Origin of the sequence: Streptomyces uncialis (assembly GCF_001905345.1) — a bacterium.
GTDB lineage: Bacteria > Actinomycetota > Actinomycetes > Streptomycetales > Streptomycetaceae > Streptomyces > Streptomyces uncialis.
In genome coordinates this window covers 240015-258123 of record NZ_LFBV01000001.1, presented here as the reverse complement: position 1 = coordinate 258123, position 18109 = coordinate 240015, and the positions used below count along the sequence as shown (strand labels likewise).

Annotated in this window: 11 protein-coding genes, 2 tRNA genes and 1 pseudogene; 7 read left to right on the top strand and 7 right to left on the bottom strand. The window is 71.4% G+C overall.

The genetic code is table 11. The features are described from left to right. The first annotated feature begins 172 nt into the window (after positions 1-172). The 4 genes from AB852_RS01120 (at position 173) to AB852_RS01105 (ending at position 4938) form a co-directional block, all read left to right on the top strand. A complete protein-coding gene (locus AB852_RS01120) occupies positions 173-757 on the top strand; it encodes a sigma-70 family RNA polymerase sigma factor (RefSeq protein WP_073782659.1) in 585 nt (194 codons plus the stop codon). Then, positions 754-1638, top strand: coding sequence for an anti-sigma factor (locus AB852_RS01115; protein ID WP_073782657.1), 885 nt, complete (start codon positions 754-756; stop codon positions 1636-1638). Before AB852_RS01120 ends, AB852_RS01115 begins: the two co-directional genes overlap by 4 nt. 431 nt (positions 1639-2069) lie before the next feature. Beyond that, positions 2070-4115 carry a molybdopterin-dependent oxidoreductase gene (locus tag AB852_RS01110; RefSeq protein WP_245876564.1) on the top strand — a complete coding sequence of 682 codons (2046 nt, stop codon included), beginning with the start codon at positions 2070-2072 and terminating at the stop codon, positions 4113-4115. 154 nt (positions 4116-4269) lie between these two features. After that, positions 4270-4938 carry a fasciclin domain-containing protein gene (locus AB852_RS01105; RefSeq protein WP_073782655.1) on the top strand — a complete coding sequence of 223 codons (669 nt, stop codon included), beginning with the start codon at positions 4270-4272 and terminating at the stop codon, positions 4936-4938. 603 nt (positions 4939-5541) lie between these two features. Here the strand turns inward: AB852_RS01105 and AB852_RS01100 are convergent. After that, positions 5542-5614, bottom strand: a tRNA-Ala gene (locus AB852_RS01100). Between the two features lie 176 nt (positions 5615-5790). Between AB852_RS01100 and AB852_RS01095 the strand changes: the two genes are divergently transcribed. Together AB852_RS01095 and AB852_RS41585 are read left to right on the top strand one after the other, a co-directional pair. Further along, positions 5791-6339 (top strand): helix-turn-helix domain-containing protein, encoded by a 549-nt coding sequence (locus AB852_RS01095; protein ID WP_073782653.1) that lies wholly within the window; start codon positions 5791-5793, stop codon positions 6337-6339. A 46-nt stretch (positions 6340-6385) separates the two neighbouring features. After that, positions 6386-7261 (top strand): annotated as a pseudogene (locus tag AB852_RS41585) (serine/threonine-protein kinase); the annotation flags it as partial. A 1653-nt stretch (positions 7262-8914) separates the two neighbouring features. On the opposite strand, the gene AB852_RS41255 reads toward AB852_RS41585, so the two are convergent. Both AB852_RS41255 and AB852_RS40180 read right to left on the bottom strand, forming a co-directional pair. Then, positions 8915-10348 (bottom strand): hypothetical protein, encoded by a 1434-nt coding sequence (locus AB852_RS41255; protein ID WP_143201159.1) that lies wholly within the window; start codon positions 10346-10348, stop codon positions 8915-8917. A gap of 578 nt (positions 10349-10926) precedes the next feature. Continuing rightward, the gene (locus AB852_RS40180) at positions 10927-11055 is read right to left on the bottom strand and encodes a DLW-39 family protein (protein ID WP_003999697.1); all 129 of its coding nucleotides are present in this window, start codon (positions 11053-11055) and stop codon (positions 10927-10929) included. Between the two features lie 328 nt (positions 11056-11383). Between AB852_RS40180 and AB852_RS39475 the strand changes: the two genes are divergently transcribed. Further along, entirely contained in the window at positions 11384-12133 is a 750-nt protein-coding gene (locus AB852_RS39475) for a DUF6344 domain-containing protein (protein ID WP_073782647.1), read from the top strand. Between the two features lie 1178 nt (positions 12134-13311). Here the strand turns inward: AB852_RS39475 and AB852_RS01070 are convergent. The 4 genes from AB852_RS01070 to AB852_RS40385 form a co-directional block, all read right to left on the bottom strand. Beyond that, positions 13312-13385 (bottom strand) — tRNA-Ile (locus AB852_RS01070). 125 nt (positions 13386-13510) lie between these two features. Beyond that, a complete protein-coding gene (locus tag AB852_RS01065) occupies positions 13511-14284 on the bottom strand; it encodes a DUF3566 domain-containing protein (RefSeq protein ID WP_073782645.1) in 774 nt (257 codons plus the stop codon). A 15-nt stretch (positions 14285-14299) separates the two neighbouring features. Beyond that, positions 14300-16909, bottom strand: a complete 2610-nt coding sequence (gene gyrA, locus AB852_RS01060) for a DNA gyrase subunit A (RefSeq protein ID WP_073782643.1) — start codon at positions 16907-16909, stop codon at positions 14300-14302. Between the two features lie 41 nt (positions 16910-16950). Then, a partial coding sequence (locus tag AB852_RS40385) for a toprim domain-containing protein (RefSeq protein WP_245876561.1) occupies positions 16951-18109 on the bottom strand: 1159 nt, incomplete at its 5' end.

The window sequence follows — 18109 nt, the reverse complement described above, 5'->3', positions numbered from 1 at the left end:
TGTTCCGGTCACCCGGGCGGGTTGCTGTTCCGGTCGCTGTTGCCGTCCCGGTCGCTGTTCCGGTCGCGGGCCGTGAACAGGTGCCCGAGATACTTGGCCGCGACCCCATCCAAGGACCGACCCCGCTCCGAATCATCAGGAACACCCCGTCTGCCCTGGGAGGAGCGACCGCGTGAGAGAAGCCGTGCACATCGGCAGGAAACCGGCGCCGGGACCGGATCTCGAAGAGCTGATCGGCCTGGTCGTCCGTGGCGACCAGGAGGCGTTCGCGCGGCTCTACGACATCACGGCCGGTCCGGTGCTGGGGGTGGCGCGGGCCGTGCTGCGTGACCCGGCGCAGTCCGAGGAGGTCGCCCAGGAGGTCCTCACCGAGGTGTGGCGGACCGCCGCGCGCTACCGGCGGGACCGGGGCCAGGTCATGAACTGGGTCCTGACACTCGCCCACCGGCGGGCGGTGGACCGGGTCCGCTCGGTGGAGGCGTCCGCCGCCCGCGACGACAAGGCCGCGCGGCTGGACCACACGCCCGAGTACGACCAGGTGGAGGAGGAGGTGCAGACCCGGCTGGAACGGGAGCAGGTCCGGCGGTGTCTGCGGACCCTCACCGAGGTCCAGCGCGAGTCGGTGACGCTGGCCTATTACCGCGGGCTGACGCACCGCGAGATCTCCGACGTGCTGACGACCCCGCTCGGCACGGTCAAGACCCGTCTGCGGGACGGCCTGATCCGGCTGCGCGACTGCCTGGGAGTGAGCGCATGACACCGACCGATGTGCATCTGCTCTCGGGCGCGTACGCGCTGGACGCGCTGGACGAGGACGAACGGGCGGGCTTCGAGAACCATCTCGCGCACTGCCCGGCCTGCGCCGAGGAGACCCGGGAACTCGCCGCCACGGCGGGCAGACTGGGGCTCGCCGCCACCGTCACCCCGCCGCCCGCGCTGAAGCGTCGGGTACTGCGGGAGATCACCACCATCCGGCAGGAGGCCCCGCGCCCCGGACACGCTTCCGGCGGCGGGTCCCCGGTCGGCGGCTCCCAGGCCCAGGGCTTCCCCGGGCGTGGTTACGCGGGGCGTGGCTCCTCGGGGCGCGGTTTCGCGGGCCGGTGGCTCCCTGCCCGGTGGGGCGGGGACCGGGCGGACGGTTCGTCCCCGGGCCAGCGCTCCGCGCGGGGCGGGTCCCGGTGGGTGCTCGCCGTGTGCCTGGCCATCGCGGCGGGACTGGGAGGGACGACCGTATGGCAGCACCAGGAGGCCGAACGCGCCCGTGACCAGGCCAGATCGGAGAGCGGCAGGCTGGAGCGGCTGACCGGCGTGCTCACCGCGCCGGACGCCCGCACCCGCAGCGCCGCTTTCCCGGACGGCGCGCGCGGCACCGTCGTCGCCTCCCGCGCCCGGGACAAGGCCGTGTTCATCGGCGCCGGGATGCCGCGTCCCCCGGCGGGCAAGGTCTACCAGCTCTGGTACGACGACGGCGGAACGATGCGCTCCGCCGGGCTGATGGAACCCGCGCGCGGTGACCAGGCCGTTCTTCTGGACGGCCCGCTGGGCGGGGCGAGCGGGGTGGGGATCACGGTGGAGCCCGCGGGCGGCTCACCCGGTCCGACATCCGATCCGGTGGGTCTCGTGTCGTTCGGAGCGTGACGCCCCGCGTGCGCTGAGGGTGCGAGGCGGTGCGGGCCCCTTGGCCGGGCAGGCTCCGAACACCCTTGGCGATACGTGACGGCTGGCTTTGGTGGGCCGGGTCGCACGCCCCTGGCGGGCCGGGTTCGCACGCCCGCCAGGGCACGAGGATGAAGGACGTACGTGACGCCCTCGGCGGGCAGGGTCGGAACACCCCCCGGTGGGCAGGGTGTCCATGGCCTTGCGGGCAGAAGGTGAAGGGCGGGGCGGCGGGTCGTAACCCTCCGCCCCGCCTTCGTACGCCCGGGACCGGGCCGCTCGGCGACGGGCTGTACACAGGTCATTCGGAGCCGAACCCCCCATCGGATGGGGCTGGGAGCGGATTCCACTCGTTCGGGTGAGTCCTCCGTCCGGGACCCATCCGGAACCCCTGTCGGCACCGGATTCCCCACGTGAGCGAAGAGCGGAAGGTCCCAGGACGGCAGGCCCGTCGGCGGCGGCGCGCGCTGGGCGCCCTGTCGGGGGTGCTCGCCGGGTACGCGTCGCTCGCGGTGGCCGAGCTGGTGTCGGCGGCGGTGCGCCCGGAGTCCGGTCCGGTGGTGGCGGTCGGCGGCGCGGCCATCGACCGGACGCCCGCCCTGGTGAAGGACTGGGCCATCCGGACCTTCGGTACCCAGGACAAGCTCGTCCTCCAGCTCGGCATCCTGCTCGTCCTGGTCCTGATCGCCCTGGCCCTCGGGGTGTTCGCGGCACATCACCGCCGGGTGGGCGCGGCCGGCGTCTCGCTGTTCGGCGTGGTCGGCGCGTTCGCCGCGACCGAACGGCCCGACTCCACAGGCTTCGTGGACGCGCTCCCGTCGCTGGTCGGGGCGGTCGCCGGCGCGGGCCTCCTGTACGTCCTGGCGGGCGCGGTACGCGGGGCGCCGGAACGGTCTGCCGTGGCAAACCAGGAACCGACGAACGCGGAGGCCGGCACGGAACCGGTGAACGCGGAAGCGGGCGCGGAACCGGTGAACGCGGAAGCGTGCGCGGCACGGACCCCGGCTCCCCGTACCGCCGTCCACCTTCCCGTGACGGCGGCGACGGCCCGGGGCACCGCGCGACCCGAAGGCGGCCGGAATCCCGCCGAACGCCAACAGACGGACGTCGGCCAGCAGACGGACAGGGCCGAGCAGGCCGACGAGCCCGAGCGGACCGAGCGGACCGACGAAAACGCTCAGGCCCAGGAAGACACGCGGCCCGACGGCGAACAACTTCCGAACCAGCGGCCGAACCAGCGGCCGAACCAGGGGCCGAACCAGCGGCTGACCCAGCGGCCGAATCAGCCGCCGAACCAGCCGCTGAACCAGCCGCTGAACCAGCCGCTGAACCAGCGCTTGAGCCGACGGCTGAACCGGTGGCCCGGTGGCAGCCCTCGCCGCAGGTTCCTGACCCTCGCCGCCGGGTCCGCGGTCGCCGCCACCGCCGCCGGGGCCCTGGGCCGGTCCCTCAACGGCTCGCGAGGGGCCGGGGCCATCGCCTCGCGCGCCCGGATCGTGCTCCCCGCGCCCGTCTCGCACGCTCCGCCCGTCCCCCGGGCCGCCCGTCTCGCGGTGAAGGGGATCAGCCCGTTCCTGACCCCCGGCAAGGACCTGTACCGGGTCGACACCGCCCTGGTGGTGCCGAAGATCGACGCCGGACTGTGGCGTCTGCGCATCCACGGCAAGGGCGTCACCCGGCCCGTCACCCTCAGCTTCGACGATCTGCTGAGGCGGGACCTGATCGAACGTCACATCACCCTGACCTGCGTGTCCAACGAGGTCGGCGGCCCCTACACGGGCAACATCCGCTGGCTCGGCGTCCGGCTGGCCGATCTGCTGGCCGAATGCGGAGTACGTCCGCCCTCGAAGGGCGGTCCGGCGGACCAGCTCGTCGCGCGGTCGGTGGACGGAATGACCCTCGGCAGCCCGGTCGAGGACGTCATGGACGGACGCGACGCGCTGCTGGCCATCGGTATGAACGGCGAACCGCTGACGTTCGACCACGGCTTCCCCGTACGGATGGTCGTACCCGGTCTGTACGGTTATGTCTCCGCGTGCAAGTGGCTCCAGGAACTGGAGCTGACCACGTTCGAGGACTTCGACCCGTACTGGGTGCGGCGGGACTGGGCGCGCCGGGCGCCGATCAAGACGGCGTCCCGGATCGACACCCCGAAGCCGCTGGCCCAGCTGGAGCCCGGCCCGGTGACGATCGCCGGGGTGGCGTGGGCCCAGCGCCGGGGCATCGAGCGGGTCGAGGTCCGGATCGACGACGGCCCGTGGCAGGACGCGCGGCTCGCGGCGGAGGACACCCGGGACACCTGGCGTCAGTGGTCGCTGTCCTGGCAGGCGGTGCCCGGCAACCACTCCCTCACCGTCCGGGCCACCGACGGGACGGGCCAGGTCCAGACCTCGCGGCGCGCGAAGACCGTGCCCGACGGTGCCAGCGGCCACCACTCGGTGGTGATCACCGTGGACTGACCGCGCACCCGTGCCCGCGCCCCGTACCCCCTCGCACCCATGGCCGCACGCGTAGCCCGCACCCGTGGCACGTACCCGTGGCCGTACCGCGACCTCTTTCCCTCGTTTCCTCCATTTCCCCCCGTTTCGCTCGTTTCCCCGAGGAGCATCAAGAATGAACGCCAGCACCCTCCGTTTCCGCCGTGCCGCCCTCGCCGTGGTCGCCGCCGCTGTTCTCCCGGTGACGCTGACCGCCTGTTCGGACAGCGGTGACGGCGACAAGGCGGACAGCGCCAAGTCGTCGCCGAGCACCCCCGCCGAGGCGCCGGAGACCCCGGCCGACGATGCCTCTGAGGGGATGACCTCGGACAAGCCGTTCGGCACGGCCTGTGCGTCGGTCCCCGAGAACGGTGCCGGTTCATTCAACGGCATGGCCAAGGACCCGGTCGCCACCGCGGCCTCCAACAACCCGGCGCTGTCCACGCTGGTGACGGCGGTGAAGAAGGCCGGACTGGTCGACACCCTCAACACCGCGCAGAACATCACGGTGTTCGCCCCGACGAACGACGCCTTCGCGAAGATCCCCAAGGCCGACCTGGACAAGCTCCTCGCCGACAAGGCCCAGCTCACCAAGGTCCTCACGTACCACGTGGTCGGCGAGCGCCTGGCGCCGCAGAAGCTGGAGAGCGGCTCCTACGCGACGCTCGCGAAGAGCAAGCTGACGACAGCGGGTTCGGGGGAGTCGTACAAGGTCAACGACGCGTCGAACGTCGTCTGCGGCAACGTCCAGACCTCCAACGCGACGGTCCACATCGTCGACAGCGTCCTGATGCCCGCGCAGTAGTCCCCACACCCGGTGCCGGACCGTCCCCGTTCCCCGGCACCCGCCCCCGGCGGACGCGGCTCGCCCCCGCGTCCGCCGAGGCGCGTCCACGGACAGGTATGAAGATCGGCCGTCCGAACATCTGGCAGGTATCCAGGTGCCCAGCCCGGACCCGACCACGTGGGACCCGGACGCGCCTCACCGGACCGCTGCGGCACCGCGCCCCCCACCGCCGCCGCACGGACCGCCCGGTCCTCGCCGAGCCGGCCCGCGCCGCACGCCGCCGGCCGCCTGCCGCCTGCCGGGCGGAATCGTGAGGATCACCGACCTGACCGTCCGCCGCTACGGCTTCCACACCGCCGCCGACCGCCTCTCCCGGAAGATCCACCCCGGAGGGGCCGTCGGCATGCATGCTGGAGGAGTCCGGCCCCCGCAAGTCGACCGAGGCTCCGCACGATCACCGGACCGCCGTCGCCCGCTACGTCTGCGGCCCCATCGCCGTACCGCGCCCGGCCTGCTGATCGAGGAGTGCCCGTCGAGCGGATCGTCACCGCCCACGACCACGCCCACGCAAAGACCCCTCCGAACCGCGTTCCCGCAGTTCGGAGGGGTCTTGTGAAGAAGTGGAGCCTAGGGGAGTCGAACCCCTGACATCTGCCATGCAAAGACAGCGCTCTACCAACTGAGCTAAGGCCCCGGAAGGGGTGCGGACCCGCAGGTGGCGCGGGTCTGCGTCGGGAACCAGAGTACCGGGTCACCCCCCGAATCCCGCAAAAGGATTGGGGTCCCCGTGCGCGACCACTCTCCGTAGGATGCTCGCACGCGCTTCGCTACAGCGAACCGCGGTTCTTGGGGAAGCGATGGGGAGACGCAATGGACGCCGCACAGCAGGAAGCTACTGCAAGAGCCAGGGAGCTTCAGCGGAACTGGTACGGGGAGCCGCTGGGGGCGCTCTTCCGTAGGCTCATCGAGGACCTCGGGCTGAACCAGGCCCGGCTCGCGGGGGTCCTCGGACTCTCCGCCCCGATGCTGTCCCAGCTGATGAGCGGCCAGCGCGCCAAGATCGGCAACCCCGCCGTCGTCCAGCGGGTCCAGCTGCTCCAGGATCTCGCCGCCCAGGTCGCCGACGGCAGCGTCAGCGCCGCCGAGGCCACCGAGCGCATGGACGAGATCAAGAAGTCGCAGGGCGGTTCCGTCCTCAGCAACACGACCCAGACGACGAGCAGTTCAGGAGCCCCCACGGTCAAGCGGGTCGTCCGCGAGATCCAGTCGCTGCTGCGCTCGGTCGCCGCCGCCGGGGACATCATCGACGCCGCGGACTCCCTCGCCCCCACCCACCCCGAACTGGCAGAGTTCCTCCGCGTGTACGGAGCCGGGCGCACCGCCGACGCGGTCGCCCACTATCAGGCACACCAGAGCTGAGCCACGGCCCAGCCGACCGAACACCCACGGGGAGCGACGTACGACGATGGGCGAGATCTTCGCCGGCCGGTACGAACTGGCCGACCCGATCGGACGCGGGGGCGTCGGCGCCGTCTGGCGCGCCTGGGACCACCGGCGCCACCGGTATGTGGCCGCCAAGGTCCTCCAGCAGAGCGACGCGCACACCTTGCTGCGCTTCGTCCGCGAGCAGGCGCTCCGTATCGATCATCCTCATGTCCTCGCTCCCGCCAGCTGGGCCGCCGACGACGACAAGGTCCTCTTCACCATGGACCTCGTCGCCGGCGGCTCGCTGGCCCATCTCATCGGGGACTACGGGCCGCTGCCCCCCGAGTTCGTCTGCACCCTGCTCGACCAGCTGCTCTCCGGGCTCGCCGCCGTGCACGCCGAGGACGTCGTGCACCGTGACATCAAGCCCGCCAACATCCTGCTGGAGGCGACCGGCATCGGCCGGCCCCGGCTGAGGCTGTCCGACTTCGGCATCTCGATGCGCAAGGGAGAGCCCCGGCTGACCGAGACCAACTACGTCGTCGGGACCCCCGGCTACTTCGCGCCCGAGCAGATGATGGGCGCCGAGCCCGACTTCACCGCGGACCTCTTCGCGGTGGGCCTGGTCGCCCTCTATCTCCTCCAAGGCGCGAAGCCCGATGCCAAGGCACTGATCGAGCACTTCGCCGCGCACGGCACCCCCTCCGCTCCGCAGGACATCGACGAGCCGCTGTGGCAGGTCATCGCGGGGCTGCTCCAGCCGGACCCTGAGGCGCGGTTCCGTACGGCCACCGGCGCCCGCAAGGCCCTGCTGTCCGCCGCCGAGATGCTTCCGGAGCCCGGACCGGACGACGAGCTGGTGGAGGTCTTCGACCAGATCGGCCCGCTGCCCCCAGGCTTCGGTCCGAACGGTCCGGACGCCCCCGCCCGCGCGGGCCGTCACCGGGCAGGCGCCCCCCATGCCGCCCACGGCCCACGGGACGCCCACTCCTCGCACACCCCCACCCCCACTCCGCAGCCGTCCCCCACGGCTGCCCCCGACCCGGCTTCGTCCTCCCCGTTCCACGCCCCGGCACCGGACGGCTCCCCCGTCCCGGCCCCCGGACCCGTACCCCATGACCCGGCTCCCGGACTCGGGCCCATGCCTCATGCCCCGCCCCCCGGACCTGGGTCCGTGTCCCACGACCCGGCTCACACCCCCGGGTCCGTACCTCACGGCCGAGTCCCGGGACCCGCGCCGCACGAACCGACCGGCACACCCGCCCCTCCACTTCTGCCTCCGCACGGGCGGATCTCCCCCGCTCCCGCTGCGGGCGGCTTCACTCCGTACCCCGCCGACCTCCACGGCAACGGCCCGTCCGAGGGCGGTTCCTCCTCCCGGCTCGCCGCGCACCCCCGGAGCGACACGCACCCGCAACCGGGCTCGTCCCATGGGGTGCAGGCCGATCCCCCCGTCCCGCCCGGACCACCACCGGCGGCTCCCGTACCTCCCGTACCCGTACCTCCCGCCTACGATCCGACGCCACCGGGCGTCACCCCGCCCGACCCCAGCGGGGCCCACGCCCCCGGTCGGCCCGCCATGTCGGAAACGGGCAGCTTCTATCTCCCGCCGCCGCCACCGACGGCCCAGCCGCCCTCCACCAGCTCCGCCCACTCCGCCGATCCCGCCGATCCCGTCGAGCAGTGGCGGCCCCATCCGACGGGCCACGGCCTCACCGCGAGCAGCGGCGCAGAGGCGAACACGGGGCTCGGCACGGAACCAGACACCAGCAGCGGCCCACCCCACGTCTCCCCCGGCCGGAACCCCGACCCGCACCTCCACCCCCACCCCCACCCGCACTCGCCCCCGTACCCCGAGCCACAGCCACAGCCACAGCCACAGCCACAGCCACAGGCGACGGGGCCGTCGCACCAGCAGTTCCCCGGCGGACCGCACTCCGCTCCGCCCCCGCACGCCCCCTCGGCCCTCTCGCCCTCCTCCGCTCCGCCGTACTCCACGACCGGGCACCTGCCCTCCGCGCCACCCGCGAGCGGTCACGCCCAACCAACGGCACCGCGGCATCCCGGCTCCCCCGCTTCCCGGGCAGCCCGAACCGACCCTGCGTACGCCCAGCACGCCCCGTACTCCCAGCACGCCCATCACCCCCCGCACCCAGCCGACTTCGCCGCCTTCGCCGATCCCGACGACTTCGCCCAGGCGGACACCGCCGCCAGGCGGGAGGATCAGGCCCCTACTCTTCCGTACACCGCCCGAGCCCCCCGGGTTCCCGATCCGGTGCCGGATGTTTCCGCCCCGGCCCATGAACACCGACCGCGAACGGCCCTCGAACGCCGACCGGGACCGCCCCCGAAGGTCACGGTCCCGGTACTCGTCCTGGCCCTGCTCTGCTTCGCCGTGGGCATCTGGGCCCTGACCCAGACCTGACGGCAACGCCTGATGCCCCGGACCCGATGACCCGAACCTGACCGGCGGACGGCCCTGCCCACGCCAGTGCCTGCACTGGCACCGGCACCCGCACCCGCACCCGCACCGACACCCGGCCCCCGGCCCCCGGCACGCAAACCCTCGTCAACGACGCGGGTTTCTCCTCCGCCGACCCCGAGACACCGCGCCGACCGCGACATCGTCACCAGCCCCACCCCTGGACCCGCCGCCGCCGGCCTCGGACCCACCTCCGGACCCACCTCCGGACCCACCCCCGCCCCCGCTCCCGTCCACACCCAGGACCGGGGGCAGCCGCCCGGAAGCGGCCCGCCGCCGGGCAAGCACCGTCCACCCCACCAGGAACAGCACCAACGCGGTCCCCAACCCGAAGGAACCGACGGCCAGTGCCCGCATCGTCGCGGGGTCCCGTGCCTCCGTCGTCCCGTCGCCAGCTGCGTCGGTCTCGCCCTGCCGCGCCTGTTCCTTGTCATGGGCCGTGACCCCGAACTCCTCGGCGGGCACGAACTCACCGTCGTAGGCGGGTGCCGCCGCGCCGGACGGGTTCCCGTCGACCCGGACCCGCAGGGTCAGCCCGATGGGCTCCTCGCCGAAGGTCTCCGCGACCTCCTCGCTGAGGTGCACCGCGAGGTAGTACCGACCGCTGAACCGCATCCCCTTGACGTCGTCGGACACGTGATAGCGGTTCTCGTAGCGCACCGGGGGCAGCGGGTCGAAGGCGGCGACCTTCTGCTTGCCGTCATAGGTGCTCTGCGTCTGGTCGACGGGGCCGCGCGCCGGATTGAAGAGCGTGAGGACCAGCGCGGACGGCACGAACCCGTCGCCCGGGGCGGTGCCCAGTTCCGCGCGGGCGGAGAGCTGCTGCCCCCAGTCGACGGGGACCCAGTAGTACCGGGTCTGACCGGCCCGTATCCCGTCCTGCCAGACGCCCGGTTCCAGGCCGGGCGCGCTGTTGAAGCTGGTGCCTCCCGCGCGCGTCCGCTGATCCCCGGTCATGGGCACGGGGGAGGCGGAGTTCCAGGTCTCCGGCGCGGCGGTCGGCCCGAGCGTCCGTACCCGGGGCTCGGACGAGACGCGCAGCTCCAGTTCCCACGGGTCCCGCGTGGACGTGGGCTCGCTCTCGCGCTCGACCACGACGTAGTACGTTCCGGCGGTCTTGCAGCTGTAGGTGCCCGGACCGATCCGGCGGGTCGCCCAGGTACTGATCGGCCGGGGACTCTCGGAGCTGCCGAAACGGGTGCGCTCGGAGGAGCAGTTGATGCCGTTGCCGTCCTCGACGGAGACGGCGAGACCGTCCCGGAAGGACACCTTCGCCCCGAGTCCCGGTACGGCCGTGGCCGACACGTAGACACTCTCCTGAGCACCGAGCTCCAGCCGGTAGTACAGCTTCCCAGGACGGGCCAAGGCGCTGCGGTACGTGCGCCCCGGGGTGAGCCGCTCGGCGTCGGTACTGCTCCCGGCACCGGTGACCTGACGGGCGCCCTCGTCGAAGGCGTACGGCCCCGGCGCACCGATCGCGGGGACCGAACCGGCTTCCGACGCGGTACCGACGCCCGGCACCGTACCGACCGCAGGGACCGTACCGACCGCAGGCGCCGCACCCCGCACGGAACCCGCACCCGCACCCGCCTCCGCCCCCGCAGCCGTCCCAGGCCCCGCAGCCGCCAAGACCGCACACAGCGCGGCCCCCGCGCACAGCACCGCCCGGAATCCGCCGTATCGCCGCCCCGTCAGCCGCGCCATCCCGCGCCCACCCCTCTCCGGTCCGCCCTCGTCGTCACCCGCCCGGCCGACACCCGGGTGCCCCCGGCCATCCTGCCGCGCCCGCCACCGGTCTGTCCGCCGCACCCGTGCAGGACCGTGGCGAGTCCGCGAACCGTCGGCATCCCGCCCAGGAATTCGCTATCACAAAGGCTCCCTTCGCGCACGCGAAGCAGAGGGAACGGGAAAGAGCGAGAAGGAGGAGCGAGCGGAGAAAGAAAGAGAGGGGAGAGGAAGGACGAAGCCCCGGACACATGTCCGGACGACCCCGGACGCGTTCCCCGACCACCCCGGACCCGTTCCCGACGCGCTCCGGACACACAAAGACCCCGGCCGCTCGGGGCTGCCGGGGTCTTCGAAGTGATGGGTGTTGTTGATCACGAACCCGTGGGCACGGAGTCGGTCGCCTCCGTCCACAGGTCCTGCTCGGCGCGATCCGCCTGGATCTGGCGGTACACGAGGAGCCCGCCGATAGCGGCCAGTGCGACCAGGAGAAGCTTCTTCACCGCGCGACCTCGTCTTTCCTTGACGTAGGGGACCTCTGGCGCCCGACTATACACACCGACCGATATCGATCGGTGACCTGCCCGGAGGGCGCCAACTGCCGCCCCGGGCACCCCTCAAGCAACGACGCGGAGCGCGCGAAGGCACTCCGCCCCCTCTTCCCACATGGTGACTTTCGCCGCTCCAGCCCATTTTTCGGGACGGATGCCCCCATCCGAGTGGTGTTCATCTGAAGATCAACGCGTCATCCACGTCGGTCCTTCCCTCACGGGCCTCCATACACATGATGAGGAAAGTACGCAAATCGCCCAACCCGAAAGTGAGGGAATCATGTCCAGGGACAAGGTCATGGCGCTGTGGACAGCGCTCATCTCCGCGATCGTCGCGGTACTCGCCACACTGGGGCTCTCCTCCCCGGCCGTCGCCGCCCCGGTACAGCAGACCGGTGAGGCCCGCAACAGCGCTCCGGCGGCCAGGGAGGCGAGCAAGCCGGCGGCCACGGCACCGGCCCGGTACGACCGCTCCTTGCCGCCCACGATGAAGCAACGCATCCGTGCGGAGGCACACGGCTCCTCACCGAGTTGCCGCTCCTGCGCCGCCCCGTACGACTTCGACGCGGCACTGGCCGAGGTCGTGAACGCCGCGCTCGATCCCGACGGCGGCAGCACGGCGGTTCCGGCACCGGCCCCCGCACCACACACCCCGCCCACGGCCCAGGGGACCCCGTCCGGCGAAACGGCGACCGCCCACCAGCGAGCCGTCTCGGACCACGGCCCCAAGCAGCACGGCTCCAAGCAGCACGGCCCTGAGCAGCACGGCTCCAAGTCGCACGGCCCCAAGTCGCAATCCCCCGCGACCCACCGGCCCACGTCGCACCGGCCCGCCGCCTCGCACGGCCCCGCGACCCACCGTCCCGCCTCACACCGGCCCGCCTCACACCGGCCCACCTCGCACCGGCCCAACCCGCACGGGCCTGCCTCGCACCAGCCCGCTTCGCGCGCCGGAAGCGCACAGCACCCCGTTTCGCACGAGAACGGTCATGACACCGCGCAGCACGCGCATGTCCCGGCACCCCGCTGAACAGCGGCGCGCGCATCACCCGCGCCCAGAGCACGGCTCAACCGTCGTACGCCCGGCACAGCGCACCGCCACACCCCGCCGAAGCGCATACGGAGCCAAGCCGACCCCGGCACCCCGGCGCACGCGACAGGCGGCACACCTGGCAGACGGCACACACGGCAGACGCGGGACACGACACAGCCGGCACACAACAGCACAGCCCAACGACTCCAGCCCCAACCGCCGAACACCCGGGCCCCAGACAGTCCCCGGGGCCGGACGAACGGCGCCACCCCCCTACGAGGTGTCCACCCCGTACGACACATCCGCCGGCCCACGACAGCCGACCGGCCCACCCGTGACGCACCCCGCACCGCGCAGCACCGCATCACCTGAAGCGCCACCCGTGACGCACCACTCAGCGGTCAACGGGAAACAGCCACAGAAGGCAGCGAACACCCTGGTACCAGCTCAGCGACCCCGCCGACAGGCGACAGCAGCCCCACAGCAACGGGCACCGAGCAACGAACCACAGGCAACGGACAGCACCAGCGGCCAGCAGTAACGGCCCCACAGGAACAGCAGGACACGTACACCACGTACGACACGACGACACAACAGACGCAGCACCACGACGCCGCGCAACACGAGCAGCACGAGGGAACGGCACGAAGACGACAAGCCGCCGCCCACGTACGTCCGCCTGCCCGAGAGCCCGATCAGCGCAACCAGCCCAACCAGCCCGACACCGCTGAAGGCGAACGCCTGAAGGCAACCGTCTAGAAGGCGCCCGACCGCGTACCCACCCGCGTTAGGTGACCCACGCATGCCCCACGGCAGCAGCGCCCTCGCCCCAGGCGACGAGCCACTGCCCCCACAGCCGATCCCACCCCACGTGTCCCCACCCACAGGGACGCGCGTTTCCGCATGCCCGGGCATCGACCACAGGGCAAGGGACCGCAAAGGGCACAGGGCACAGAACCAGCGGAACCAGCAGAGCCACCGGCGGACACCAACCCGGCAGCCAGGCGACCCGACCCCCCGGCGACCCAGCACCCCAGGGACCAGCACCCTCGCGCCCCCGCGAACCCGCAGACGCACCCCCGACGCACCCACACGCCACGCAGGCCACACACAAACGCAGACGCCCGGCAGGTCCAGTGGACCTGCCGGGCGTCTGACCAGCCATCGGGCTGCTGTGGGGCTAACAGGATTTGAACCTGTGGCCTCATCCTTATCAGGGATGCGCTCTAACCAACTGAGCTATAGCCCCGCCGCGCTGCGCGCTGACCTCTGAAGATTAGCGCACGACGCGCTCAGTCCCAAAATCGGTTGCCGGGCCCCGTCGGGGCGGCCCGATCCCCTGGTCAGGGACATGTCCGTGAATGCCGGAGGCGGCTACTCGTCCTCCGCCAGGGTCAGCTCCACGCCGCCCACGAATCCCGCCGACAGGTTGTAGATGAAGGCGCCGAGGGTGGCCAGCGCGGTCGCGAGGACCACGTCGATGACCGCGATGATGCTGGTGAACATCAGGACGCGGGGCAGCGACAGGAACGACTGGAGGTCGAAGCCGTTCGACTCGTTGGAGCCGGTGGCCTCCGAGATCGTGCCGCCGACCGTCGAGAAGACGCCCATCGCGTCCATGACCATCCACAGCACGGCGGCCGCGATGATCGTGCAGATCCCGAGGGCGATGGAGAGCAGGAAACTGACCTTCATCACCGACCACGGGTCGGCCTTGGCGACCCGCAGCCGCGCCTTGCGGGTACGGGGCGTGGTCCGTGCCCCGGTCCGCGGCCGGCGGACGGCGCCCGAGGGGGCCGTCTGGTACGCCTGCGGCGGGTGGTAGGGCTGACCACCGGGCTGCTGGGGCCGTTCGCCCGGCAGAGCGCCCTCCTGGGCCCCTGAGGGGGCGCCGGCACGGCCCTCCGGGGCCTGGCCCGCGTACCCGTCGTAGCTCTGGGTCCGCGGACCTCTGGTGTCCGTCACAGTTCCCCCCTGGGATACGTGGGATTCATCGGAGGCGGGTGAGACCGAAGCGGAACCGCGGGCGCCGTCCTGGCCGGCGGCGCGTGCCTCCGCGGGGGCGGCCGGGCCGGACCGGTCCTCGGTTCCGGCCTGGCCCTGCCGACCCGCGGCACCGGAAGATCCGGCGCCCGTGGCTCCGCTCACGTGTCTCTCCTCGCGCTACTCGGCCGGGGGCCGCGCGCCCTCGTCCGTGCCCTGGTCCGGGGCGGTGGCCGTCCCGGTGGCCGGATCGGCGTCGGTGTCGGCGGCGGTCCCACCGTCGACCTCCTCGGCCTCCCGACCGGCCTCGGCGTTGCGTGCGATACCGACCACGGCATCGCGCTTGCCCAGGTTGATCAGTTGGACGCCCATGGTGTCACGGCCCGTCTCCCTGACCTCGTTGACTCGCGTGCGAATCACACCGCCGCCGAGCGTGATGGCGAGGATCTCGTCCGTCTCCTCCACCACCAGCGCGCCGACCAGCGAACCGCGGTCCTCCACGATCTTGGCGGCCTTGATACCGAGGCCGCCGCGGCCCTGGACGCGGTACTCGTCGACCGGGGTGCGCTTGGCGTACCCGCCGTCGGTTGCGGTGAAGACGAACGTACCGGGCCTGACGACATTCATCGAGAGGAGCTGGTCCCCCTCGCGGAAACTCATCCCCTTCACACCGGAGGTGGCGCGGCCCATCGGGCGCAGCGCGTCGTCCGTGGCGGTGAAGCGGATCGACTGCGCCTTACGGCTGATCAGCAGGAGGTCGTCCTCGGCGGACACCAGTTCCGCGCCGATCAGCTCGTCGTCGGAACCGTCCTCGGTCTCCCGGAGGTTGATCGCGATGACACCGCCGGAGCGGGGCGAGTCGTAGTCCTTGAGCGAGGTCTTCTTGACCAGGCCGCCCTTGGTCGCGAGGACCAGGTAGGGCGCGGCCTCGTAGTCGCGGACGGCGAGGATCTCGGCGATCGCCTCGTCCGGCTGGAAGGCCAGCAGGTTGGCGACGTGCTGCCCGCGCGCGTCGCGTCCGGCGTCGGGGAGCTCGTACGCCTTGGCGCGGTAGACGCGGCCCTTGTTGGTGAAGAACAGCAGCCAGTGGTGGGTGGTGGACACGAAGAAGTGGTCGACGATGTCGTCTTCCTTGAGCTTCGTGCCGCGTACGCCCTTGCCGCCGCGCTTCTGCGAGCGGTAGTCGTCCGTCTTGGTCCGCTTGACGTAGCCGCCGCGCGAGATCGTGACGACGATGTCCTCCTCGGCGATCAGGTCCTCGATGGACATGTCACCGTCGAAGGGCACGAGCTGGGAGCGGCGGTCGTCGGCGAACTTCTCGACGATCGCGGCCAGCTCCTCGCTGATGATGCCGCGCTGGCGGACGGGCGAGGCGAGGATCGCGTTGTACTCGGTGATCTTCGCCTGGAGCTCGTCGTGCTCCTGGATGATCTTCTGGCGCTCCAGTGCGGCGAGGCGGCGGAGCTGCATCTCCAGGATGGCGTTCGACTGGATCTCGTCGATCTGGAGCAGGTCCATCAGGCCGGTGCGCGCGATGTCGACGGTGTCGCTGCGCCGGATGAGGGCGATGACCTCGTCGATGGCGTCCAGGGCCTTCAGCAGACCGCGCAGGATGTGCGCGCGCTCCTCGGCCTTGCGCAGCCGGAACTTCGTCCGGCGGACGATGACCTCGACCTGGTGGGCCACCCAGTGGCGGATGAACGCGTCGAGGGACAGGGTGCGCGGCACCCCGTCGACCAGGGCCAGCATGTTGGCGCCGAAGTTGGTCTGGAGCTCGGTGTGCTTGTAGAGGTTGTTGAGGACGACCTTGGCGACCGCGTCCCGCTTGAGGACGATGACCAGGCGCTGCCCGGTGCGGGAGCTGGTCTCGTCGCGGACGTCGGCGATCCCGCCGACCCTGCCGTCCTTGACGAGGTCGGCGATCTTCTGCGCGAGGTTGTCCGGGTTGACCTGGTACGGAAGCTCCGTGACCACCAGGCACTGGCGGTTCTGGATCTCCTCGACCTCGACGACCGCGCGCATGGTGATGGAGCCGCGACCGGTGCGGTACGCCTCCTCGATGCCCTTGCGGCCGACGACGAGGGCGCCGGTCGGGAAGTCGGGGCCCTTGATGCGCTCCATCAGCGCGTCGAGGAGCTCCTCATGGCCGGCGTCCGGGTGGTCCAGGTACCACTGGGCACCGGCGGCGACCTCGCGGAGGTTGTGCGGCGGGATGTTGGTGGCCATGCCGACCGCGATCCCGGCGGCGCCGTTGATCAGCAGGTTCGGGAAGCGGGCCGGCAGGACGGTCGGCTCCTGGGAGCGGCCGTCGTAGTTGTCCGTGAAGTCGACGGTGTCCTCGTCGATGTCCCGGACCATCTCCATGGACAGCGGCGCCATCTTGCACTCGGTGTAGCGCATGGCGGCGGCCGGGTCGTTGCCCGGGGAGCCGAAGTTGCCGTTGGAGTCCACCAGCGGCATCCGCATCGACCAGTGCTGCGCCAGACGGACCAGCGCGTCGTAGATCGAGGAGTCGCCGTGCGGGTGGTAGTTGCCCATGACGTCGCCGACGACGCGGGCACACTTGTAGAAGCCCTTCTCGGGCCGGTAGCCGCCGTCGTACATCGCGTACAGCACCCGGCGGTGGACGGGCTTGAGGCCGTCGCGTACGTCGGGCAGGGCGCGGGACACGATGACGGACATCGCGTAGTCGAGGTACGAGCGCTGCATCTCGGTTTCGAGCCCGACGGGCTCGATCCGCATGACGGGGCCCTGGTCCTCGGTCGTGCCTGTGGGGTTCTGGTCGGTCATGCTGGTGCGGGTCCTTTCTGCGCGGTCAGGCTGAGACCGACTCAGATGTCGAGGAAGCGGACGTCCTTGGCGTTGCGCTGGATGAACTGGCGGCGGGCCTCGACGTCCTCACCCATGAGGACGGAGAAGAGGTCGTCGGCCTGTGCGGCGTCGTCCAGGGTGACCTGGCCGAGCACGCGGTGCTCGACGTCCATGGTGGTGATGCGCAGCTCCTCGGCGTTCATCTCGCCGAGGCCCTTGAAGCGCTGGATGGAGTCCTCCCGGATGCGCTTGCCGTTCTGGCGGCCCAGCTCGATCAGCGCGTCGCGCTCACGGTCGGCGTAGGCGTACTCGAAGTCGTCCCGGCCCCACTTGATCTTGTACAGGGGAGGGCGCGACAGGTAGACGTGACCGGCCTCGACCAGGGGGCGCATGAAGCGGAAGAGGAACGTCAGCAGCAGGGTGTTGATGTGCTGGCCGTCGACGTCGGCGTCCGCCATCAGGATGATCTTGTGATAGCGCAGCTTCGCGATGTCGAAGTCCTCGTGGACCCCGGTACCGAAGGCACTGATCAGCGCCTGGATCTCGGTGTTCTGGAGGATCTTGTCGATCCGGGCCTTCTCGACGTTCAGGATCTTGCCGCGGATCGGCAGGATGGCCTGGTACATCGGGTCACGGCCGGACTTGGCGGAGCCGCCGGCGGAGTCGCCCTCGACGATGAAGATCTCGCACTTGGTGGGGTCGTTCGACTGGCAGTCCGACAGCTTGCCCGGCAGGGACGCCGTCTCCAGCAGGCCCTTGCGACGGGTCAGGTCGCGCGCCTTGCGGGCCGCCACGCGCGCGTAGGCCGCCTGGATCGACTTGCGGATGATGTCCGCGGCCTCGTTGGGGTTGCGGTCCAGCCAGTCGGCGAGGTGCTGGTTGACGACCTTCTGGACGAAGGTCTTCGCCTCGGTGTTGCCCAGCTTGGTCTTGGTCTGGCCCTCGAACTGCGGCTCACCGAGCTTGACCGAGATGATCGCCGTCAGACCCTCGCGGATGTCGTCGCCCGTGAGGTTGTCGTCCTTCTCGCGCAGCAGCTTCTTGTCGCGCGCGTAGCGGTTGATCAGCGCGGTCAGCGCGGCGCGGAAGCCCTCTTCGTGGGTACCGCCCTCATGCGTGTGGATCGTGTTCGCGAAGGAGTAGACGCCCTCGGTGTAACCGCTGTTCCACTGCATCGCG